The organism is Flavivirga abyssicola, assembly GCF_030540775.2.
Taxonomy (GTDB): domain Bacteria; phylum Bacteroidota; class Bacteroidia; order Flavobacteriales; family Flavobacteriaceae; genus Flavivirga; species Flavivirga abyssicola.
The window spans coordinates 1,030,412-1,053,346 of the sequence record NZ_CP141266.1 but is presented as its reverse complement, the minus strand read 5'-3'; the positions used below and the strand labels follow the sequence as shown (position 1 = coordinate 1,053,346).

Annotated in this window: 22 protein-coding genes; 14 read left to right on the top strand and 8 right to left on the bottom strand. The window is 32.6% G+C overall.

The genetic code is table 11. From position 1 onward, the window contains the following. Positions 1–10 precede the first annotated feature (10 nt). The 6 genes from Q4Q34_RS04165 to Q4Q34_RS04140 all read left to right on the top strand — a co-directional run bounded on the left by Q4Q34_RS04165 (position 11) and on the right by Q4Q34_RS04140 (position 5,468). Complete coding sequence (locus tag Q4Q34_RS04165; protein WP_303318512.1) at positions 11–1,303, top strand: CsgG/HfaB family protein; 1,293 nt, start codon at positions 11–13, stop codon at positions 1,301–1,303. Positions 1,304–1,306: 3 nt separating this feature from the next. Then, the gene (locus Q4Q34_RS04160; RefSeq protein WP_303318511.1) at positions 1,307–2,137 is read left to right on the top strand and encodes a hypothetical protein; all 831 of its coding nucleotides are present in this window, start codon (positions 1,307–1,309) and stop codon (positions 2,135–2,137) included. Between the two features lie 574 nt (positions 2,138–2,711). Then, on the top strand, positions 2,712–3,371 hold the full coding sequence (locus Q4Q34_RS04155; RefSeq protein ID WP_303318510.1) for a DUF6796 family protein: 660 nt from the start codon (positions 2,712–2,714) through the stop codon (positions 3,369–3,371). A gap of 50 nt (positions 3,372–3,421) precedes the next feature. After that, the gene (locus Q4Q34_RS04150; protein ID WP_303318509.1) at positions 3,422–3,988 is read left to right on the top strand and encodes a dihydrofolate reductase family protein; all 567 of its coding nucleotides are present in this window, start codon (positions 3,422–3,424) and stop codon (positions 3,986–3,988) included. Positions 3,989–4,027: 39 nt separating this feature from the next. Next, complete coding sequence (locus tag Q4Q34_RS04145; protein WP_303318508.1) at positions 4,028–4,729, top strand: hypothetical protein; 702 nt, start codon at positions 4,028–4,030, stop codon at positions 4,727–4,729. A 91-nt stretch (positions 4,730–4,820) separates the two neighbouring features. Next, the gene (locus Q4Q34_RS04140; protein ID WP_303318507.1) at positions 4,821–5,468 is read left to right on the top strand and encodes a hypothetical protein; all 648 of its coding nucleotides are present in this window, start codon (positions 4,821–4,823) and stop codon (positions 5,466–5,468) included. Between the two features lie 101 nt (positions 5,469–5,569). On the opposite strand, the gene groL is transcribed toward Q4Q34_RS04140, so the two are convergent. The 8 genes from groL to miaB all read right to left on the bottom strand — a co-directional run bounded on the left by groL (position 5,570) and on the right by miaB (position 12,932). After that, complete coding sequence (gene groL / locus Q4Q34_RS04135; protein ID WP_303318506.1) at positions 5,570–7,204, bottom strand: chaperonin GroEL; 1,635 nt, start codon at positions 7,202–7,204, stop codon at positions 5,570–5,572. Between the two features lie 131 nt (positions 7,205–7,335). After that, positions 7,336–7,611, bottom strand: coding sequence for a co-chaperone GroES (locus tag Q4Q34_RS04130; RefSeq protein WP_303318505.1), 276 nt, complete (start codon positions 7,609–7,611; stop codon positions 7,336–7,338). Between the two features lie 174 nt (positions 7,612–7,785). Then, the gene (secG, locus tag Q4Q34_RS04125; protein ID WP_303318504.1) at positions 7,786–8,148 is read right to left on the bottom strand and encodes a preprotein translocase subunit SecG; all 363 of its coding nucleotides are present in this window, start codon (positions 8,146–8,148) and stop codon (positions 7,786–7,788) included. 2 nt (positions 8,149–8,150) lie between these two features. Further along, the gene (locus Q4Q34_RS04120) at positions 8,151–9,182 is read right to left on the bottom strand and encodes a hypothetical protein (protein WP_303318503.1); all 1,032 of its coding nucleotides are present in this window, start codon (positions 9,180–9,182) and stop codon (positions 8,151–8,153) included. 4 nt (positions 9,183–9,186) lie between these two features. Beyond that, the gene (locus Q4Q34_RS04115; protein ID WP_303318502.1) at positions 9,187–9,690 is read right to left on the bottom strand and encodes an LptE family protein; all 504 of its coding nucleotides are present in this window, start codon (positions 9,688–9,690) and stop codon (positions 9,187–9,189) included. Between the two features lie 128 nt (positions 9,691–9,818). Then, complete coding sequence (locus Q4Q34_RS04110) at positions 9,819–11,087, bottom strand: sigma-54 interaction domain-containing protein (RefSeq protein WP_303318501.1); 1,269 nt, start codon at positions 11,085–11,087, stop codon at positions 9,819–9,821. A 49-nt stretch (positions 11,088–11,136) separates the two neighbouring features. Next, positions 11,137–11,478, bottom strand: coding sequence for a hypothetical protein (locus Q4Q34_RS04105; protein WP_303318500.1), 342 nt, complete (start codon positions 11,476–11,478; stop codon positions 11,137–11,139). Positions 11,479–11,483: 5 nt separating this feature from the next. Beyond that, complete coding sequence (miaB, locus tag Q4Q34_RS04100) at positions 11,484–12,932, bottom strand: tRNA (N6-isopentenyl adenosine(37)-C2)-methylthiotransferase MiaB (RefSeq protein WP_303318499.1); 1,449 nt, start codon at positions 12,930–12,932, stop codon at positions 11,484–11,486. A 176-nt stretch (positions 12,933–13,108) separates the two neighbouring features. On the opposite strand from miaB, the gene Q4Q34_RS04095 reads away from it, so the two are divergent. The 8 genes from Q4Q34_RS04095 (at position 13,109) to porK (ending at position 22,901) form a co-directional block, all read left to right on the top strand. Continuing rightward, a complete protein-coding gene (locus Q4Q34_RS04095) occupies positions 13,109–13,807 on the top strand; it encodes a lipocalin-like domain-containing protein (RefSeq protein ID WP_303318498.1) in 699 nt (232 codons plus the stop codon). A 19-nt stretch (positions 13,808–13,826) separates the two neighbouring features. Beyond that, a complete protein-coding gene (locus Q4Q34_RS04090) occupies positions 13,827–14,270 on the top strand; it encodes a hypothetical protein (protein WP_303318497.1) in 444 nt (147 codons plus the stop codon). A 16-nt stretch (positions 14,271–14,286) separates the two neighbouring features. Next, positions 14,287–15,528, top strand: a complete 1,242-nt coding sequence (locus tag Q4Q34_RS04085; RefSeq protein ID WP_303318496.1) for an LVIVD repeat-containing protein — start codon at positions 14,287–14,289, stop codon at positions 15,526–15,528. 120 nt (positions 15,529–15,648) lie between these two features. Continuing rightward, entirely contained in the window at positions 15,649–16,419 is a 771-nt protein-coding gene (locus Q4Q34_RS04080; protein WP_303318495.1) for a hypothetical protein, read from the top strand. A 279-nt stretch (positions 16,420–16,698) separates the two neighbouring features. Further along, the gene (locus tag Q4Q34_RS04075) at positions 16,699–17,481 is read left to right on the top strand and encodes a hypothetical protein (RefSeq protein ID WP_303318494.1); all 783 of its coding nucleotides are present in this window, start codon (positions 16,699–16,701) and stop codon (positions 17,479–17,481) included. Positions 17,482–17,619: 138 nt separating this feature from the next. Continuing rightward, positions 17,620–20,112 (top strand): type I DNA topoisomerase, encoded by a 2,493-nt coding sequence (gene topA, locus Q4Q34_RS04070; RefSeq protein WP_303318493.1) that lies wholly within the window; start codon positions 17,620–17,622, stop codon positions 20,110–20,112. A 91-nt stretch (positions 20,113–20,203) separates the two neighbouring features. Further along, on the top strand, positions 20,204–21,370 hold the full coding sequence (locus tag Q4Q34_RS04065) for a formimidoylglutamase (protein WP_303318492.1): 1,167 nt from the start codon (positions 20,204–20,206) through the stop codon (positions 21,368–21,370). Between the two features lie 163 nt (positions 21,371–21,533). After that, positions 21,534–22,901 carry a T9SS ring complex lipoprotein PorK/GldK gene (porK, locus tag Q4Q34_RS04060; protein ID WP_456298860.1) on the top strand — a complete coding sequence of 456 codons (1,368 nt, stop codon included), beginning with the start codon at positions 21,534–21,536 and terminating at the stop codon, positions 22,899–22,901. Positions 22,902–22,935 lie beyond the last annotated feature (34 nt).

The following is a 22,935-nucleotide window of genomic DNA, read 5'->3' as shown; positions in this document are numbered from 1 at the left end:
AAAAAAACAAATGCAAAAAGGAGTAGTTCTATTACTGATATTTTTTAATTATAATATTTGTTCGGCACAATTATTTAAAACAACATTAAATACATCGCTTTTAAGTCCGGCAGAAAAGGATATTGGCAATGTAAAAAGAATAGCCGTTCTAGATTTTGAAAATATAAGTAGCGAAGAATATAAAAACGCAGGAATAGATATAGGTAGTAAGCTTGCAGATTATATATCTATTTCGTTACTTAAAGAATATAGAGGTAAAAATCAAAACTGTTTTATTGAAGGTGCTCGTACAGATATTTACTCCATAGTAGAAAGAGAAGAGTTGCAAAGAGTCCTAGAGGAAAAAGAACTTGAATTAGGGCAATTAAGTGATACAGAAATTATTTCCATTGGGCAGGTGCTAGGAGTAGATGCCATTATTTTAGGTAATGTGTCTTATTCCAGTACAGATGAAAGAGATCATAGCTCGTACAGAAGTGACGAAGGTAAGTTAATTAATACACACACTTTAAAAAGAACAACATCTGCCGAAGCTCGAATGAAAATTTTATTAGTCTCAACAGGAGAAATTATAGGTCAAACCAGTGGCAGATCGTCAGTTAGTGATACTACAAAGGGAGGGACAAGGCCAAATAATAATGCAGTAATGGCACCTAGTAAACTTGCCGAATACGCGTGTGAGCGAATAGCCCGCCAATTTGCGAATTATATCGCTCCATACTATTATTCATACACTTTTACTTTTGAAAAAGTGAAGCATAAAAAATTAAAAGAACGGGTAAAAGATGCTAACGAATTTTTAAGACTAAGAGAAATAGATAAAGCTTATGAAATGTATGATGCCATATATGAAGTAGATCCGTATAATGCAGAATTGGTGTTTAATATGGGGATTTTAAATGAAGTGGTTGGTAACTATGAAAAAGCTAAAGCGTTTTATAGCGTTGCCGTAAATATGAATCCAGATAAGGAGCCATATGTTAAAGGATTGAGAAGAGCCGAAGATAATATTTTATTAACTAAAGACCTTTACAATATGGGGATAGAAATTTACCCATACGAATTTAAAAAAGGATCAAAAGAAAACCTTTTAATTGAGAGAATAAAAATTAAAGGGTCTAGAAGCAAAAGAAAAATAGCTTATTCCAATCCTGACGAAAAATCAGAGATTTTAGGGCAGTTTCCTGGAGGATTAGAGTTAGATTTATTGGAGCGTATTGATAAAGAAAAATGGATTGCCGTTAAGCTACCTAATGGTGAAAAAGGATACTTTAAAGGAAAAGATGTATTAACAGGCAAATAAAAAATGAAATATAAATTAATCAATTTAAACAGTAATCGTGTTATAGCTGTATTAATTACTGTGTTTTTAGTATCCGCTGGTCATGCTCAAAACGTAGATGCTCAAGATTTTCCAGAAGAAATTCAAACAGATATTAGTTCTTTGAGTTTATTAAGAAAATCAAAGAAGTATATAGATTTAATAGAAGCTGCAATAACTTACAAGAAAGATAACTTGGTGTTTAGCCAAGTTTATGATGCCTATATTGTTGAAGCGTATTTTCAACTTGAAAATTTTGATAAAGTAATTGAATATGTTAAGCCATACATAGATAAAGAATCATATTTATTTGCAGAAGGTACTGCCGAAATTTATTTGGGTCAAGCTTATATTAATTTAAATAAAAAGGCTGAAGGTTGTAATGTGTTAAAAACAATTGAGTCAAATGATGCGCAATTTAAGATTATGTATATGTCAAATTGTTTTGAAGCCAAGGAATATGTATTTAATATAGCAGGGAATAAGCAAAATACATCAACGAATCTTAAATTGAATAAGGGGGACGTAGTAGGATTCAAAGCCAATGGAAAAGTTTCTTATGGTATGTTTACAGGTTATTCAGGACCAGAAGGGTTTTTAAATGGAGCCTATAGAACATATAATAGGACACAAGAGATGAATCATGGTGAATTATTTTACACCACGAGCAATGATCCTTATTTGTTTTATGATCTTGACAATTTAAGTTTAATAAAATCTTCTGGTAATGTTGTATTTCACATTAATGATAAAGAAGTCAGGAATAATTCTGGATCGTTTAAAGCGACTTTAAAAGTCTATAGTGAAACTAACTAAAGTTGTAACTGTATGGTTTATAGTTGTAAGTTGTGTTGATCTAATGTTAACGTCAGTTCGATATATTATAAAATGATAATCAGATACTTAAAAGGTTTTAAAGAAGAAATCATGTCATTCCGACGAGGAACGAGGAGGAATCTCATCATGATGAGATGTCTCGTCACTCATGCTTCGCTCCGTCGACATGACAAACATCTGTTTTTCATTGGATTACATGAGATGTTTTTAATAAAGTTTACGCCGAACTCAGGTTAATGTTAAAATAATATTTTATAAATTCTATAGATGTAAGGGGTTGTCTGAAAAATTCATTCAGAGCATAGCGAAGAATCTTCCAAATTTAAATGTTTGTTTATTAGTGTTATGAGTTTTTTTGACTACGCTAAAAATGATAATTTTTAAGCTTTTCAGATAGTTTCTTGTATATTTTACAATAGAGAATTAATTACGCAAGCACAATTATTAAAAACATAGAGTTGTGCATTAAAACTAATGAGGTAGAAAATATTGTTTTGTAGAAAATGTATTTCAAAATGGTTACATTTGAAAGTGAAATAAATGGAATTTTGCAATGAAGATGAATCAGTTTTGGATTAGAGTTTTAGGACTATTTGGAATATTGGGTGGATTGATTTTGTTTGCTGGAGATATGTTTTTGTATTATGACCCAATTAGTACGAATTTTAGAAGAAATATGGGGAATGCTTCTAACTTTAGAATTATTGCAAGTGGAGTTTGTGCCTTATTTGCAACTTGGTTTTATATGATTGGTTTAGGTCAAGTATATTATGCATTTAAACCAGCAAAACCAATTTTTAGAAATGGCTTATTAATTTTTTTTGGAAGTGTTTTAATAGCATTTGGAATAGTTCATGGAGCTTTTCTTGCCATTGCGACAACAGCGAAATTATCGGTCGAATATAATCTTGATATAAACGAGGCTGTTTCGCTTTCTGAAAGAATAAATCAAATTTTGAGATTATTCGTTTATCCGATTGTTGGAATTTTATCAATTCTATTTATTAGTCAAGTTTGGAAAAGAAAAACTTTATATCCGAGATGGATCATTGTTTTTTTTCCACTTATTCCATTTTTAATAGAAGATTTAGTTTGCAAATTTTTGCCTGACAATATTTGGATTATAGTTAAAGGAGGTTATTTAAATCTAATCTTGGTTATCTTTTTTACCGCATCAACGATTGGATTGTGGGATATCAAAAAAATAAGATGACAAACCTTTGGTAAAAGACAAAAAAGAAACAGGATTTAAAAGTAATTACAATGAGAAAATTAGCAATCCTAACCTTTCAATCACTTGATGGTGTTATGCAAGCTCCAAGTGATCTAAATGAAGACACCTCAGAAGGTTTCACAAAAGGAGGCTGGGCAAAAGACCACTGGAAAGAAGTTATGGAACAAGTAGGTCGAGAGGCTATGTCACAACCATATGATCTTCTCCTTGGACGAAAAACGTATGAGCTTTTTAGTGTGCATAATTCAGGAATTGATTCACCCCTTAATCATAAAACAAAATATGTAATAACAAATACGCTTTCTGAACTAAATTGGCAAAATTCCATACCTATTTCTGGAAATGTAGCCAAAGAAGTCACTAAACTCAAAGAGAAAGATGGCCTGTTATTACAGGTTCACGGAAGTTGGGAGCTCATTCAAGAACTTTTAAAACACGATTTGATCGATGAATTTCGACTATGGACCTTTCCTGTTCTTATTGGTTCTGGTAAAAAAACATTTTTAGAAAAAAATCTTCCTGAAAATTTAACACTTATAAAATCTGAAACGTTGCCCAATGGAGTCATTATGTCTTTTTATCAGAAGAAGATATGATATTATAGAAATTAGGCTTCGAGTTTAACCTGACCAAACATGAATGATAATATAATAATACTTTTATTCCTTCTTGTCTATTTTTCACCAGCTATTTATCAATTGCGTTTTGTTTTAAAAGAAAGATCAAAGGGAAATTCAAAGCCATTTAAAAAACTATTAAGAATACTAAAATTTAGTTTAATAATTCTTATTCCAGTTACTATCTTTTTTGTTGCTCTTGTATATATAAACTTTCTTGATTATGAAAGGCCGATACCTTACAGCAAAATTGATTCAATATCATTTAAGAATTTTAGAGGATTTGAATTCTTTAAAAAATCACTCTATGGAAATAAGAGGTTTGCTTATATAGTAACTGAGATCAAGTCATCGATAAATCAAGAACATGTAATAATAGAAACATATTTTCATCCTTCACGTTCTTTTGTTTATAACACACATTCTAAAAATAAAGAACTCTTAACTCATGAATTATATCATTTCAGAATAGCAGAGTTGTATTCTCGCTTAGCCAAGCAAAAAATTTCTAATTTAGATAGTTTAACAGAATTTGAAATAAAAAAAATTATTAATGATTACAAAATCAAAGAAAGGGATTATCAAAGAGACTATGATTATGATACATTTCACAGCTATGTTTTAAGTGAGCAAAAGAAATATGAAAAAACTGTAGATAGTTTATTAAATTTACTCTCTGAATTTAAAAACCCTAAAGTAAAAATATATGTTAAAGACTAACATTCTGTTTTCATCTATTATTTGTCTATTAATGCTTAATTGCAATGATTCAAGCTCAAAATTTCCCCTAGAAAAAAGGTATTGGGACGCTATGGATTATTCAAATGTAATTTTAACTATCAAAGTAGGAAATACTAATAATGAGAACTTACCAACTTTTGATGATCCTGAAACTCGTCCAATTCTTGAAAAATTAACTGATGAGCAGAATTATTTAGTTGTATTGGATGATAATGAATTAGGTTTGAAACACAGATCTGGTGTTGCTACAGATTTCTTTAATAGATGGAAAGATATGAATGGTATTTATGATATTAGAGATAGAAAAGATAATTTTATTTATGAAAAAGAGTATTTGAAAATATTTCAATTTGGACTAGGTTTACAAATAAAATATTTTAAAATAGGGAACGATGAAATACTTGAGAGAGTTGATGATCCAGAAGCTGACCGTACAAAGAGAGTATTAAAATCTAATGTCCAAAAAATTGTTGGTAATTTCAATTACTATTTGGATGAAATAAATGATGAAAAATCATATTCTAAAGAAGGGTTGGTTCTTTTTTGCGATGGTATTGTCAAATACTTTTCTTTGTTATTAAAAACATTTCCGGATGCAAATTATGATAGTATGGTAAGAAAGATAGAGCTTATGGATAAAAAAAGTAATTCTGAAAACATAAAGAGTTCCTTGTCAAAATTAAAATCTTTAATTGACTCAAACAACTCTTTAGAGTAAGCGACTATAATAAGCTACGTTATACCACATAACATATTAAATAAAAAACGCCTCAAAATAAATCGAGGCGTTTTTTATAATTAGCGTGTCGAAGCTCTCGACTACATCATTCCTGGCATACCACCGCCACCCATTGGAGGCATAGCTGGCGCTGCGTCTTCTTTAATATCGATTAATGCACACTCGGTAGTAAGAATCATTCCAGCAACAGACGCTGCATTCTCTAATGCAATACGTGTTACTTTCTTAGGATCTATAATACCAGCTTTAAGCATATCTACATAGGCTTCAGATTTGGCATCGTAACCAAAATCTTTTTTACCTTCTAAAACTTTAGAAATAACAACACTGCCTTCTCCACCAGCGTTTTCAACAATAGTACGTAGAGGAGACTCAATAGCACGTGCTACAATTTGAATTCCTGTTACTTCATCTAAGTTTTCAGTTGTTATCTTTTCTAATACAGATTTTGCTCTTACTAAAGCAACACCACCACCAGCAACAATGCCTTCTTCAACAGCAGCTCTAGTTGCGTGTAACGCATCATCAACACGGTCTTTTTTCTCTTTCATTTCCACTTCACTAGCAGCACCAACATAAAGAACAGCAACACCACCAGCTAACTTAGCTAAACGCTCTTGCAGTTTTTCTTTATCGTAATCGCTAGTGGTTGTTTCAATTTGAGCTTTAATTTGGTTAACTCTAGCTTTAATGTCTTTTGCAACACCAGCACCATTAACAATCGTAGTATTGTCTTTATCAACCGTTACAGTTTCAGCAGTCCCTAACATGCTTAAATCTGCATTTTCTAAAGTAAATCCTCTTTCTTCAGAAATAACAGTACCACCAGTTAAGATAGCAATATCTTCTAGCATGGCTTTACGTCTGTCACCAAAACCAGGAGCTTTAACAGCTGCAATTTTAAGTCCACCACGTAATTTATTTACCACTAATGTAGCTAAGGCTTGTCCGTCAACATCTTCAGCAATAATTAATAAAGGGCGTCCAGATTGTGCTACAGGCTCTAAGATTGGAAGAATTTCTTGTAAGTTAGAAATCTTTTTGTCAAATAATAAAATGTATGGATTTTCTAAATCGGCAATCATTTTATCAGCATCCGTTACAAAGTAAGGCGATAAGTATCCTCTATCAAATTGCATGCCTTCAACAACATCAACGTATGTTTCCATACCCTTAGCTTCTTCAACAGTAATAACACCTTCTTTACCAACTTTAGTAAATGCTTGAGCAATTAACTCTCCAATAGTGTCATCATTATTAGCAGAAATTGCAGCAACTTGTTTTATTTTTTCAGAAGAATTACCAACTTGCTTAGATTGTTTTTCTAAATTTTCAGTAATAGCACCAACAGCTTTATCAATACCACGTTTTAAATCCATTGGATTTGCACCAGCAGCAACATTCTTTAAACCTTCTTTTACAATAGCTTGTGCTAAAACAGTAGCTGTAGTAGTTCCGTCTCCTGCTAAATCATTGGTTTTAGAAGCCACTTCTTTTACCATTTGAGCTCCCATGTTTTCATGCGGGTTTTCTAACTCAATTTCTTTAGCTACAGAAACGCCATCTTTAGTTACTTGTGGTGCTCCGAAAGATTTGCTAATAATTACATTACGCCCTTTAGGACCTAAAGTTACTTTTACTGCATTGGCTAATGCATCAACACCGCGTTTTAAACCGTCACGTGCTTCAATATCGAATTTTATATCTTTTGCCATTTTGAAAAATTTTATTTTCATTCCCTCTAAGGAAGGAATCTGTTTAATAGAAATTTAGTTTTATTTGAATGGGGTTCCCGTTTTACTGAAACAAGTTCAGCACAAGTCGCGGGAATGGAAAAAGCAATTATTTAAATAATTGCTAAAATGTCACTTTCGCGCATAATTAAATAATCTTTACCTTCTAGTTTAAGTTCGGTTCCAGCATATTTTCCGTATAAAACAGTGTCACCAACTTTTACAGTAATAGGTTCATCTTTTGTGCCTTTTCCAGCGGCAACTACCTTTCCTTTTTGTGGTTTTTCTTTAGCGTTATCTGGAATAATAATTCCTGATGCTGTTGTAGTTTCAGCTGCAGCAGGTTCAATAAGAACACGGTCTGCTAATGGTTTAATGTTTAATGCCATTTGTTATATTTTTTAATTAATTTAAAATATGTTTTTTCTTAACGCTTAAGCGTTATACTAAAAATGTGCCAATGCTTAAGAACTGACAAACTTGCAGACTTGTCTACCAAATAGGTAGAAACAAAAAATGCCAACTCTAAAAGCTGGCATTTTTTGTTTCTTTTGTAAACAGAATTAATTTCCTGTAGAATCTGCTGGTGTTGCCGTTGCAGCATCATTAGTTGCAGGTAGCGGAGCAGGTAATGCAGGCGCACTTGTAGCTGCATCTTGGTCTAAAGCTTTAGAATCTAAATTTTCTCCACCTCTATTAATTGCTATGTTTGAAGCTAGTATTAAAACTAATAATAGGGTAGCTAAAGTCCACGTACTTTTATCTAAAAAGTCTGTTGTCTTTTTTACACCACCTAATTGTTGTGTACCGCCACCGCCAAAAGATGATGATAATCCACCGCCTTTAGGGTTTTGCACCATAATTACTACAATTAGTAAAAATGCTACCACTACAATTAATGCTAAAAATATTGTAAACGTACTCATTATTATATATTATTTTGTTCTTGTAATTGCTCTATTGCTTTAATTTGGTCTGCAAAGAAACCACTTTTTTCTGGATATTTCAAACTTAAAACTTTATAAGATTGAATTGCTTTTTTGTAGTTTTTTTGTTCTACGTAAATACGTGCTAAAGTCTCAGTCATTAAGGCTTCAGGTTGTATCATCTGTGCTTTTGCAAGATTCCCCTTGGTAATTGTAGCTCGAAAAGGGTTTATCTTGGGGTTTTTTGTGATAAATTCATCAATAAGCTCAAACTTTTTAGCTTTGTTTAGCGCTTTAGAAGATTTCTCTTCGACTGAAGTTGTGCTTTTTGGGTTTTCTTCTATACTTTCAGAACTTTTAGTGTTTTTTGAGCTTTCTTTATCCTCGCCTTCGTTTCTTTCAATAGGCGTGTAACAGGTTAATTTTAACCACTCATTAAAAGAGTGTGTTTCTCTTTTATCAAACTCAAAAGGCTTGCCTATATTTAATATATCACTAATTGGTTTTTTTTGAGATGTAGTATCTTCTTTGGTTTCTTTAGTAGCATCATTTTCTGGGATAATACGTTCAATAACTTCAGAGTCGTCTAAAACAAAATTTGTTGTCGTTTTTTCAGGTCGTTCTTCCTTAGGTTGGAATAGGGTAGGATCTAATACGCCTATAGTGTCTTTAATCTGTTGCTTTAAAGTACTGTCTATTTTAACACTTTTGTTTACTGAAATATCTTCAACGGTAACATCAATATCCTTTAGGTGTGAAATATTTTGTTTTATAAATTGTGAAATTTCATTTTGAATAAATACTTCTGATGTAATAAAATCAAATAAAATACTTCTGTCTGTAGTATAAGCAGCAGTTGTTTTAAGTTCTTGATTATATTTAAAACTACTTTTATTTTTTAAGCCTTTAAGATATATAGCACGAGCTGATTGAAAATATGGAAATTCATCAACAACAGATTTTACAGCCTCAGTTTGCTGATGCGTTATAGTTTGTGGATGTTGTAATAAGTTTACGAAATCTGTCGCGTTCATCTGGTTACCATCTAGCTAGAGTTGCATTAATAATATCTTGGGTAAGTCGCTCAAAAATTTCTTCGTGGGCCGTTGCTTTCTGGCCACCAACAAGTTGGGCACTTCCTGGGTAATCATAAAAAAATGAAAAAGATTGATCCAAATCTTCTTCTTCATTCAATCTATTGTAAAACCTCACCTTAACACCAATGGTTAATCTATTTTGAGCAGCTGTATTTTGGGATGTTGCAGTGGTTGGTGAAATTCTATAATTTGTTATTTCACCTTCATAAACCAAATCGGCATTTGAAGGTACTAATCCTAAATTGGTTTGGTTTTGTATTAAATCCTCAAGTGCTAATTTAAAATCTCTTTCTAAGCCAGGTTCAATTAATAATGACGTGTTTTCAAAACGGTTTACTTGGAATGTTTTAGCATCTCCTGTTTTTACACCTGTAAATGAGTAAATACCACAACCGGAAAGGGTTATGCTTACTAATAAAATAAAAATATACTTTGTGTATGTCATTTGCTTTATTGGGTTCTTGTCTTCACTTCGACCAGTCTCAGTGCAAACTCTAGAATGATAATTGATTTATTTCTAAACGATTACTTTTTTATAATGTTGTTATCTTATACTACTTACTAAACACTAATTTAAAGATCATATTGTTTAATCTTTCTATATAAAGTACGCTCACTAATTCCTAGTTCTGCAGCAGCTAATTTACGCTTTCCGCTGTGACGTTCAAGCGATTTCTTTATTAATTCTAATTCTTTGTCATGTAATGATAAGGTTTCTTCTTCCTCAATTTCTTCAGCAAAATGATATTTATCCTGAATATCAATAATCTCATCTTGCTCTACAGGGTGTTCTGGAATTGATAATACCTCTGTTTCTTGAACAGGATTTTCATAGATAGCTTCTTCGTCTTTATTATTGCCGTAAATTTTTTGGATTAACCCTTCATTGTCCTTTTCAACATCCTTGGTATTCCCATTTTTCATGAGCTCCATGGTAAGCTTTTTTAAATCATTTAAATCAGCTTTCATATCGAATAGAACTTTATATAAAATCTCACGTTCACTGCTAAAATCACTTTCAGATTTTGATGTTTTTATAATAGCAGGTAAATTGGTTCCTGCTGTTGGTAGATAGCCTCTAAGAGTTTCAGCAGTTATTGTTCTATTTTGCTCCAAAACGGATAGTTGCTCTGCAATGTTTCTAAGTTGACGAACATTACCACCCCAACGATGTTTTGCCAATACTTGAATGGCAGAATCTGTTAGCTTAACTGTTGGCATTTTATATTTAAGAGCAAAATCACTGGCAAATTTTCTGAACAATAAATGAATATCTTCTCGTCGCTCTCGTAATGGGGGTAAATGGATATCTACCGTGCTTAATCTGTAATATAAATCTTCTCGAAACTTTTCCTTCTCGATAGCTTCAAACATATTTACATTAGTAGCAGCAACAATACGAACATTGGTTTTTTGCACTTTACTGGAACCTACTTTTAAAAACTCGCCATTTTCTAAAACACGTAGCAAACGAACTTGAGTTGTTAGAGGCAATTCACCTACTTCATCAAGAAAAATGGTTCCTCCGTCAGCTACTTCAAAATACCCTTGTCTGGTTTGTGTAGCCCCTGTAAATGCTCCTTTTTCATGACCAAAGAGTTCACTGTCAATGGTGCCTTCAGGAATAGCACCACAGTTTACAGCTATGTATTTATTGTGTTTTCTGTGCGATAACTGATGTATTATTTTTGGAATACTTTCTTTACCAACACCACTTTCTCCAGTAACCAAAACCGAAATATCGGTAGGGGCTACCTGAATGGCTTTTTCAATGGCTCGATTTAGTAAAGGTGTATTACCAATAATACCAAAACGTTGTTTTATTGCTTGAATTGATTCCATTTTATTGTCTTCTTTGTCATTCCCGCGTAGGCGGGAATCTTTTCAATTTTTACTGCTCAATATATTCAGAAATTCCATGCTCATTTTTATTTTCTAACCATTCCCAATTAAGGATAAGTTTTATTTTATTGCTACTCGTTACACTTATTTGGGCAACGGCTTTCCCTGCTTTCAATTCATTTTCTGTCGTTATACATTGGTATAACATATCAAGTTTATCATTTTTTAAATGGGCAATTATTTTACCGTATTTTATGGTGCCCCCATAATAATCAGCAGTTACTAAATTGCCCTTTTGTTTGTATTTAAAGATGGTTTCAGAATTAACTTTTCCATTTTCAGAATTTTCTATTAAAAAAAATGTTTTGTTGTTAAAGTTAAATTCTGCCACTTGTTTTAATTGTTGTCAGAATACCCAATGGCTTCACCAATAAGTGTAGCGCTAGTGCAGTCTGTTATTTTTACATTTACAAAGTCACCTATTTTATATGACCCTTTAGGAAATACTGCTACAATGTTTTGAGACGTACGTCCAGACCATTGCGAGTTTGATTTCTTTGATTCTTTTTCAATGAGCACTTCTACAATAGTGTTGAGGTGTTCTTTAGTTTTAATTTCACTATGATCACGTTGTAAATCGACAATATCTTGTAAACGTCGTTTTTTCACTTCCTCGGGTACGTCATCTTTCATTTTGCGTTCTGCCAAAGTTCCCGGACGTTCAGAATACGTAAACATATAACCGAAATTATATTTTACATAGTTCATTAATGAAACAGTATCTTGAAAATCATCTTCAGTTTCAGTAGGGAAACCAACAATCATATCCTGGCTAATAGCACAATCAGGAATAATTTGACGAATGTTATCAATCAAGGTCATATATTCTTTACGCGTGTGTAAACGATTCATCTCTTTTAAAATACGGTCGCTGCCACTCTGTACAGGTAAATGAATATGATTGCAGATATTATTGTATTTAGCCATAGTTTTAACCACATCCAATGTTAAATCTTGCGGATTTGATGTTGAAAAGCGAATCCGCATTTTTGGCTGGGCTTTAGCGCATAGTTCTAATAATTTTGAAAAGTTTACAGATGTTGCTTTTTGAATCTCACTTGCTTTTTCAAAATCTTTTTTTAAACCACCACCATACCATAGGTAGCTATCTACATTTTGACCAAGCAACGTAATTTCTTTAAACCCTCTGTTCCATAAATCGTTTACTTCCTCTAGGATACTTTGCGGATCACGACTTCGTTCACGTCCACGTGTAAAAGGAACCACGCAAAAAGTACACATATTATCACAACCACGAGTAATAGATACAAACGCTGTTACACCATTTGTGTTTAAACGCACAGGCGAAATATCTCCATAAGTTTCTTCTTTTGAAAGCATGACATTAATAGCGTCGCGACCTTCATCTACTTCTGCCAAAAGATTTGGTAAATCTTTATAAGCATCTGGACCAACAACCAAATCGACAATTTTTTCTTCCTCAAGAAACTTTGTTTTTAAGCGTTCTGCCATACAGCCTAAAACACCCACTTTCATTTTTGGATTATGGGCTCTTTTTACGGCATTATATTTTTCCAAACGTTTGCGCACGGTTTGTTCTGCTTTATCACGAATAGAACAGGTGTTTACCAAAACTAAATCGGCATCTTCTAAATGCTGTGTGGTATTAAAACCTTGATTGGCCATAATTGAAGCCACAATTTCACTATCACTAAAATTCATAGCACATCCATAACTTTCAATAAAAAGCTTACGTTTGTTATCTTTTTTTTGTTCTAAAATGAGGGATTCCCCTTGTTTATTTTCGTCTATAATTTTATCCATAGTATTTCAAAACTGAAAGCAGTCAATAAGTGTGCAAAGATACAATTTATTTATGTTTTATGACAAAGTGGCAGTTTAATTTCTTTCAGTTTTTAATAATTATTTTAAGCTATTTACGCAACCAAAACAAGCTTTAAGTATCTATTTAAAAAATAAACTTTTAAAACCCCACATTTATGAAAAAGATGCTATTTGCTATTTCTGTCATATTCTGTTTTATGAATATGCAATGCTCAGATGATGACGCTAACACTGTTGATCCTGATAATTTATTAATAGGTAGTTGGGTAGAGCCTACCTATGATGGTGAAGAAATAACATACAAGAAAGCTAACGCTTTGCCTGAAAAAAATTATGGAATTTTATTCAAAGAAAACGGGAGTTTTGTTGAGCGCTCTTCAGGTTGGTGCGGAACGCCTCCATTATCTTTTTTCGATTCTAATGGGGAATGGACGTTAAAGGATGAACTTTTAACAATAACTCAAGAACAATATCCTATTAATTACGCGTGGCGTATTGTTTCACTTACCGAAAATAAATTAGTGGTAAAAATAGAGTTAACAGAGCGGGAAAAAGATCATCGTGAATTAATGGATTTGTTTAATGAGATTTATCAACTATCAACAAGTGTTTCCTGCACTAATGCTAGCGATTGGACTTTTACGGCTTATGGTTCTAAAGCTTGTGGGGGACCTCAAGGATATATCGCTTATTCTATACAAATAGATACGGTAAGCTTTTTGCAGAAAGTTGAAGCATATACCAATTTGGAACATGCATATAATATTAAATGGGACATCGTTTCTACATGTGATTTACCAGCACAGCCGAAAGAAGTAACGTGTGAAAATGGATTTCCCGTATTAAAGTATTAATCTAAAAAAAAGGAATTTAATGATGTTAAGAAAAATTCTTTTAGTTGTTTCTATAATGTGCAGTTTTTTGAGTATTCAGTGTAAAGAAGATGACGATATTAAGCCCACTATAGATATTTGTGATCAAAAAACAGTAATAAATAAAAATATTTATAATAATTTAGTTTCTGCCGATTTTAATTTGGTGAGTGCAGAAATAACGAATAACTGTTTAACTATTGAAATAAGTGCCTCTGGTTGCGACGGAAATTCTTGGGAATTTAATTTGGTAGATTCTGGAGCTGTTGCCGAGTCTTCACCAGAACAGCGTTATTTGAAGTTTCAATTAATAAACCAAGAGGCTTGCTTAGCAGTTTTTAAAAAAACAATCTCGTTTGATTTAGCACCGCTACAAATTAATGGAAGTAATGAGATTATATTGCACTTTGAGGGATTAGAATCTTTGTTACGTTATAAATATTAAACTAAAATCATTTGCTATGAAATTTAAATATCTTTTGTTGTCCTTCGTTTTAATAAGCATTTGGTCTTGCGATAAAAAAGATCTTAACTTTGAGCTTGTTCAAGTGGCAACTCCAGAGTTAATGACTAAAGCTGACTTTAGAAACTTGGTTGAGATTACCATCCCTAAAGACATTGAAGAAGCTGGTAAAATATACGCTTACAAGAATTATATTTTTGTTAGCGATGTTGATAAGGGCGTGCATGTTATTGATAATTCTAATCCCAAACAGCCAAAAGTCACCAAATTTATTAAGATTCCAGGCAATGAAGATATTTCGGTAAAAGATGATTTCCTGTATGCCGATAGTGCAACCGATTTAGTGGTTTTTGATATCTCTGATATAAATTCAATTACTTTGGTTGAAAGATTAAAAGATGTGTTTAATATTTATGACTATAATATTCCTGTTGAAGCTCAAGCTGTCGATTATGGTAAAGTAGATTTAGAAAATAACGTTATTGTAGGATGGACGGTAACTACCGAGAGACGTAAGAAAATGGATAACCGATTTGTTGATGTTACTTTTCAAGATGGCGTTTTATCCACAGCAACTGCAGAATCAGTTACAGGGCAAGGCGGGTCTTTGGCACGTTTTCAAATAGTAAACAATTATTTGTACACCGTTGGGAATTATCAAATGACTATTTTTAATATTCAAAATTTGTCTTCTCCGGTTCTTGAGAATACACAAAATGCAGGTTGGAATATAGAAACCATGTTTCAAGCTGATGATTATTTGTATTTAGGAAGTACCAATGGTATGTATATCTATAACATAAAAAATCCATCATCGCCTGAATATGTATCGGAGTTTATGCATTGGGAAGGATGCGATCCTGTGGTTGTTGATGGGAACTACGCATATTTAACTTTGCGTGGAGGAAACGATTGCGGGCAACTGGAAAGTGTTTTAGAAGTGATTGATATTAGTGATAAAACAACACCAAAATTAGCAAGTCGCTATGAATTGGAAAACCCTTATGGATTAGGAATTAAAGAAAATACGTTATTTGTTTGTGATGGGACTTCCGGTTTAAAGTTGTTCGACAAAGAAGAGCCACTAGATGTGAAATTAACAAAAACATATAATGAGATAGAGTCTAAAGATGTCATCCCGTTAGAGAATAGTTTACTAATGATAGGAGGTAATAATTTATATCAATATGAGTATGTTGAAGGCGGTGTAGATTTAATAAGTTCCTACTCATTAAGGTGATTTCTGGTGTTTATAAATTTAAAAACCTGCTTTTATGCAGGTTTTTTTGTATTATATTGCAATGTGTTTTGTGAAAAACATTAGCCTTAAATCATTGTAAATAATTTAACCAACCAAATTATGAATACATTAAATACCCTATTACAGAAGATAAACAATGCAAAATCTTTAGATTTTGGTGATATTATTAGTAACTCTATAGACTTATTTAAAAAGGTTTGGCTCAAAGGATTTTTAGTCATTCTTTTTGTTGTCATTGTTGCTATGATTTTAAATTTAATCTTTGGACTTATTGGTCTTGCTGCTAGCCCTTTTGATATAAATAAAGGGTTTGATCTAGAGTCATTTTCAGATTTCTATTCTCAAAATATAATTTACAGTATACCTCAAACTATTTTAGTTAGTACATTAACACTTGCTTTTGTGGCCGCTTTTTATAGGATTTGTAAGCAAATAGTATCAGGCGAAGCAAGTCAAGACGATTATTTTTATTTTTTAAAGAAAGAATATTTCACTAAAGTGTTTATGCTCGGTATTATTTACACAGTAATAGCGACGGTTGCACAACTATTACTTTTCATTCCTTATATCTATGCATTTGTACCATTATCATATTTTGCAGTCGTTTTTGCTTTTAACCCAGAGTTAAGCGAAACAGAAATTGTTAAAGCAAGTTTTGCATTAGGAAATAAAAAGTGGCTTGTAACCTTTGGATCCATGTTTGTTATGTTTATTATAGCTATGTTGGGAATATTAGGTTGTGTGATAGGGGTATTGTTTACCATGTCAATAATTTATTTACCTGCGTTTCTAATCTATAAAGACGTTATAGGGTTTAAAGCGGATAGTGAGATAGATCGAATAGGGCTTAGGGATGATTCGGATTATTAATCGAAAAGAACTCTCCGTGGCTCAGCCTCGGAGTTTCCATTGAAATTGTCATTCCCGTGAACCTGCTTGTCGGCAGACAGGAACGGGAATCTAAAATAACAGAATTTCGATTTTTGAACTGAAAGGCCAAAGCCTGTGTTCAACTTGATTAGGTATGAAAAGAGCTGGATATATGGAGTACTTCGGTTGTTTCAGTGTAAACTAAAGTCGAAGCAGGCCTTTATGGTTAAGCCTCAAGAGTAGTTCGTTTCAAGAAATTTTTTATTAAAACCATCATATATGAATACATTTAACAGTTTATTAGAAAAAATAGAAAGTGCCAAAGCTTTAGATTTTGGAACTATTTTTAATGAGTCTATTGAGCTCTTTAAAAAAACCTGGCTTCAGGGATTTTTATTGCAGTTGTTTACAATAATTATCATCATGCCGCTAATTATTATTTTATATCTGCCTTTAATAGGGATGATAATTGCTCAGCAAGAAAGTGGGTATTCAGATCCCGAAGCATTTAGTGGTTTATTTGCGGGTATGTCAATTTTGTATATTTTATTTGTTATTGTTGGAATATTTGTTCTAGGAGCGCTTACTGTTGCTTTAAATGCTGCGTTTTTTAGAATTATGCAGAAGTTAGATTATAATCAAGCTGTAACAACATCCGATTTCTTTTATTTTATAAAAGGAAAATATTTAAGTAAAATCTTTGTACTAATGTTGGCTTCGTTTGGGATTGCCATTTTAGCTGCATTATTATGCTATTTGCCTATATTTTATGTGATGATACCGTTATCTTATTTTTCATTAATATATGCTTTTAATCCAGAGTTAAGTGTGGGAGAGATTGTGAAAACAAGTTTTAAATTAGGACATAAAAAATGGTTACTCACTTTTGGTTTAATGATTGTATCCTCTATTTTATCTCAGATTGTTGGTTTCTTATTATGTGGAATAGGGCTGCTTTTTACGGCTTCTTTTGTATATCATCCAATCTATTTAATTTATAAAAATAGTATCGGTTTTAATGATACAGATCCTATTCAGGAAATAGGAACATTACCCGAATAAATTTTATTTTCAACATTAAAAACCTGCTTTAAAAATGTTAAAAAGCAGGTTTTTTTATTCAAATAATTAACAGATAATCCTTAAAATGCAGCAGATAAACTTTTTTTGATATACATTTGTAGCTTCAAAAATTGAAGTATGACGAAGAATTTAGTGATTGTTGAGTCACCAGCGAAAGCAAAAACCATTGAGAAATTTTTAGGAAAAGACTTTAAAGTAGAGTCAAGTTTTGGACATATATCCGATTTACCTTCCAAGGAATTAGGAGTTGATGTAGACGGTGATTTTAAACCAAAATATGAAGTTTCAAAAGATAAAAAGGCAGTTGTAAAAAAACTGAAAGATTTAGCTAAAAATGCAGAATGGGTATGGTTAGCAAGTGATGAGGATCGAGAAGGAGAAGCCATAGCCTGGCACTTGGCAGAAACTTTAAAGTTAGATAAAGAAAAGACAAAGCGTATTGTTTTTCACGAAATTACAAAAGCAGCTATTCAAAAAGCGATTGAGAACCCTAGAGGTATCGATTACGATTTGGTTGATGCACAACAAGCGCGTCGTGTATTAGATAGAATAGTTGGTTACGAACTTTCTCCTGTACTTTGGCGAAAAGTAAAAGGAGGTTTGTCTGCTGGTAGAGTGCAATCTGTTTCAGTAAGGCTAATTGTTGAAAAAGAAAGAGAAATTCAAGGATTTAATCCAGTGGCATCCTATAGAGTTGATGCAGAATTTTCTAACGAAGATGGGCAAACTTTTAAAGCAAAACTACCAAAGAACTTTTCAACCAAGGAAGAGGCTCAAAGTTTTTTAGAAAAAAATAGTGCAGCAAATTTTAAGGTTTCAGATTTAGAAAAAAAACCAGCGAAAAAATCACCTGCAGCACCATTTACAACCTCTACATTACAGCAAGAAGCATCACGTAAATTATACTTTTCAGTAAGTAAAACCATGACAATGGCACAACGGCTATACGAAGCAGGTTTAATTACTTATATGAGAACAGATAGTGTTAACTTATCTGATGAAGCACGACAAGGTGCCCAGGCAGAAATTGAAAATGCCTATGGAGCAAAATATAGTAAGCCAAGAAATTATAAAGGAAAAGCAAAAGGAGCTCAAGAGGCGCACGAGGCTATTCGTCCTACAAATTTCTCAACACATTCGGTAGATATCGATAGAGACCAGGCACGTTTGTATGATTTAATATGGAAACGCGCCATTGCATCACAAATGAGTGAAGCAGAATTAGAGCGTACCAATGTAAAAGTTAGTGCATCTACACATAATGAAACCTTTACAGCCAATGGTGAGGTTATTACTTTTGATGGCTTTTTAAAAGTATATTTAGAAGGCACAGATGATGAAGATGTAGAGCAAGAAGGTATGTTGCCAGCAATGAAAACCAATGAAACACTTCTTAATAACTATATCACAGCAACAGAACGTTATACGCGTCCGCCAGCAAGATATACAGAAGCATCGCTTGTTAAGAAGTTGGAAGAGTTAGGTATTGGACGACCATCAACATATGCGCCTACTATTTCTACCATACAAAACAGAAATTATGTAGAGAAAGGAACTGTAGAAGGTGTTGAGAGAAGCTATACGCAATTAAGACTTCAAAATGGGAGCGTAAATGATAAAACATTAACCGAAAAAGTAGGTTCCGATAAAGGAAAATTAGTGCCAACAGATATAGGTATGATTGTAACCGACTTTTTGGTAAATCATTTTGAAACCATATTAGATTATAATTTTACAGCTAAAGTTGAAGCAGATTTTGATGAGATAGCTGAAGGGAATGAAGATTGGACTAAGATGATGAAATCATTTTATAAAAATTTTCATCCAAAAGTCGAAGACGTAAAAGAAAATGCAGAGCGAGAATCTGGTGAACGTATTTTAGGAACCGATCCTAAATCTGGAAAACAAGTAAGTGTGCGTTTAGGTAAGTTTGGGCCTATGGTACAAATAGGTACTGTTGATGATGAAGAGAAACCACAATTTGCTAGTTTAAGTCCAGATCAGCAATTAACAACAATCACTTATGAGGAAGCCATGGATTTATTTCAGCTTCCAAAAAGCCTGGGAACCTATGAAGGTGAGGACATTGTTGTAAATAATGGTCGTTTTGGCCCTTATGTTAAGTTTGGTTCTTCATTTGTTTCATTACCAAAAGGAGTAGACCCGTTAAGTGTAGAACTTGATGATGCTATCGTTTTAATTAAAGAAAAGCAAAAAGCAGATGCTCCTATATATACATATAAAGAGTTGCCTGTACAAAAGGGTAAAGGACGTTTTGGCCCATTTATTAAATGGAACAATATGTTTATTAACGTAAACAAAAAATACGATTGGGATAATTTATCTGATGACGATATTGTTGAATTAATTGAAACAAAAATTCAAAAGGAAATAGATAAAGTTATTCATAATTGGGAAGAAGAAGGCATTCGTGTTGAAAAAGCACGTTGGGGAAGGCATAATGTTTTAAAAGGGAAAGTAAAAGTAGAACTTGCTAAAACGGTAGATGTTTCAGAAATGACTTTAGAAGAAGCTAAAGCGATTATTGAGGCAAATGCTCCAAAGAAAAAAGCGACTAAGAAAAGAGCACCAGCAAAAAAGAAGAAGTAGAGATGGATGTTAGTTGCTCCATATATGTACTGAGTTAATTAAGAATAATTAACTACAATTCAATAAACAAAAAAAGAGGAAAAATCATCACATGAATTTTAATTTTTTATCACCTGTTTCAGATTTGGTTGTAGCTCATAATGAGTTGCTTTCATCGCAAGCCTTAGGAAGAAAATTAAAAATTCACTCTTTACAAAACGGTATGCCAGATTTAGATGATGTCGATATCGCTATTTTTGGTGTTTTGGAAAACAGAAATGATATTAATTATATAGGAGAAGAGTTTCAATTAGACGAAATTCGAAAATCCCTGTATGGTCTTTTTCCTGGAAGTTGGAATACAACAATTGCAGATTTAGGGGATATTAATAAAGGCGAAAGTGTTGAAGATACTTATTTTGCATTAAAAACGGCTATAAGTATTTTATTAAAGAAGAAAATTATACCTATTATATTAGGAGGTACTCAAGATCTTACTTATGCAAACTATAGAGCGTATGATAATTTAATGCCTATGGTTAATATTGTAAATGTTGATAGTAAGTTCGATCTGGGCGATTCAACAAAACCTATAAAAAATAATAGTTTTGTTGGTAAGGTTATTTTAGATCAGCCTTATAACCTTTTTAACTATGCAACCATAGGGTATCAAACCTATTTCAATTCGCAAGAAGAAATAGATTTAATGGACAGTCTTTATTTTGAATCCTACAGACTCGGACAAGTATCTAATGATATAACAATTGCTGAGCCTGTATTAAGAGATGCTAATATTGTTAGTATTGATTTAACTTCGGTAAAAGGCTCAGAGGTTAGTTTAAATCAAAAATATTCGCCTAATGGGTTAGATGGAAAAGAAATATGTGCCATTTCACGTTATGCTGGTATTAGTAATAAAGTAACTTCTTTTGGTATTTATGAATATAAACCATCTAAGGACGATGAAATAACATCTATGTTAGTTGCCCAAATGATCTGGTATTTTATCGAAGGTGTTAATTACAGAGTAAACGATGATGATTTTTCGGAAGACAGAAACTATCAAAAATTTATAACTCTTGTTGATTCTCAAGAATTAGTATTTTATAAGAGTAATAAAACAGGAAGATGGTGGATTGAAATTCCTTTTTTAGATGAAGTAAATAATAAATTGAAAAGACATACGTTATTACCATGCATGCATCAGGATTACCTAGATGCCTGTAATAATAAGTTGCCAGACCGTTGGTATAAAGCATTTCAAAAGAATTGTGTTTAGAGTCAAGAAAAGGATGTAAAGCTTATTTCATCGGTAAAATGCCATTTTTTCACGATGAAATGTATTTTTTTTATCGAAAAAGTTGTTTTTTAAAAAATATATAAATATGTTTACGCTCTCAAAAATGAAGCTTAAACTAATTAACCTCGAGTTTTCTATGGATATGAAGAAGTTTATATTATTAATCACAGTAATGACAGTACTAGCTAGTTGTGGCTCTAAAGATAGAGGAGAACTAGTAGGCGTAAAAGGAAAAAAATGGCACCCGGAAAAGCCTTATGGGATGCAACTAATTCCTGGAGGATCGTTTATTATGGGTAAAGCAGACGATGATCTTGCTGGTGTACATGATGCGCCTGCAAAAACAGTTACTGTAAGAGCCTTTTACATGGACGAAACAGAAATAACAAATAGCGAATATCGTCAATTTGTTCACTGGGTAAGAGACTCTATAGTTAGAATGAAATTAGCAATATTAGCTGATGAAGTTGGTAAAACTCCAGAAGATGGAGGTATAGGTGAGTATGCATTTAAAGATGCAGATACGGCTAATATGTCTGTTTACGAAAAGTATATGTTCGAAAACTATACAGGTTTAGGACCAACAGGCTATGAAGGACGAAAAATTAACCATGATGTTGATTTAGTTTTTGATACAGCCGAATATCCAGATGAATATTATACTGAAGTTATGGATACTATGTACCTTCCTTTAGAAGAATCTTATAATGGACAACGTACCTGGGATGTGAAGAAATTTAAATTTCAATTCAATTACATGGACATCCAAGAAGCTGCTAGAAATAGAAGTGTTAAACGTAAAGACGTTATCTTAAAAGAAGAAATGGAAATATATCCAGATACAACGGTTTGGATTAGAGATTTTGCATATTCTTATAACGAACCTATGCATAATGATTATTTTTGGCATGACGCTTATAGTGACTACCCAGTAGTTGGTGTTACTTGGCAACAAGCTAAAGCATTCTGTGAGTGGAGAACTATTAATAAAAACTCTTACCAAAAATCTAAAAGAGGATCTGCAATGGTAAATAGATTCAGATTACCATCTGAAGCAGAGTGGGAGTATGCCGCAAGAGGTGGTCTTCAAGCTGCAACTTACCCATGGGGAGGACCTTACACGAAGAGTGATAGAGGTTGTTTTATGGCAAACTTTAAACCAGTTAGAGGAGATTATGCAGCAGATCAAGCATTATATACAGTAGAGGCTAAATCTTACGAGCCTAACGATTATAATTTATACAATATGGCTGGTAATGTGTCTGAGTGGGTAAATGCATCGTATGATGCGTCATCTTATGCCTATATATCAACCATAAACCCTAGTGTAAATGATGAGAACAATAAGCGTAAAATTGTAAGAGGAGGTTCATGGAAAGATGTGGCGTACTTTTTACAAGTAAGCTCTAGAGATTATGAATATGCAGATTCTGCAAGAAGCTATATTGGATTTAGAACAGTACAAGATTACATGGGGACACAAGTAACAAAAAATTCCAATAATAAATAAGAATCAAATCAATAACAATAAATACTATTAATTA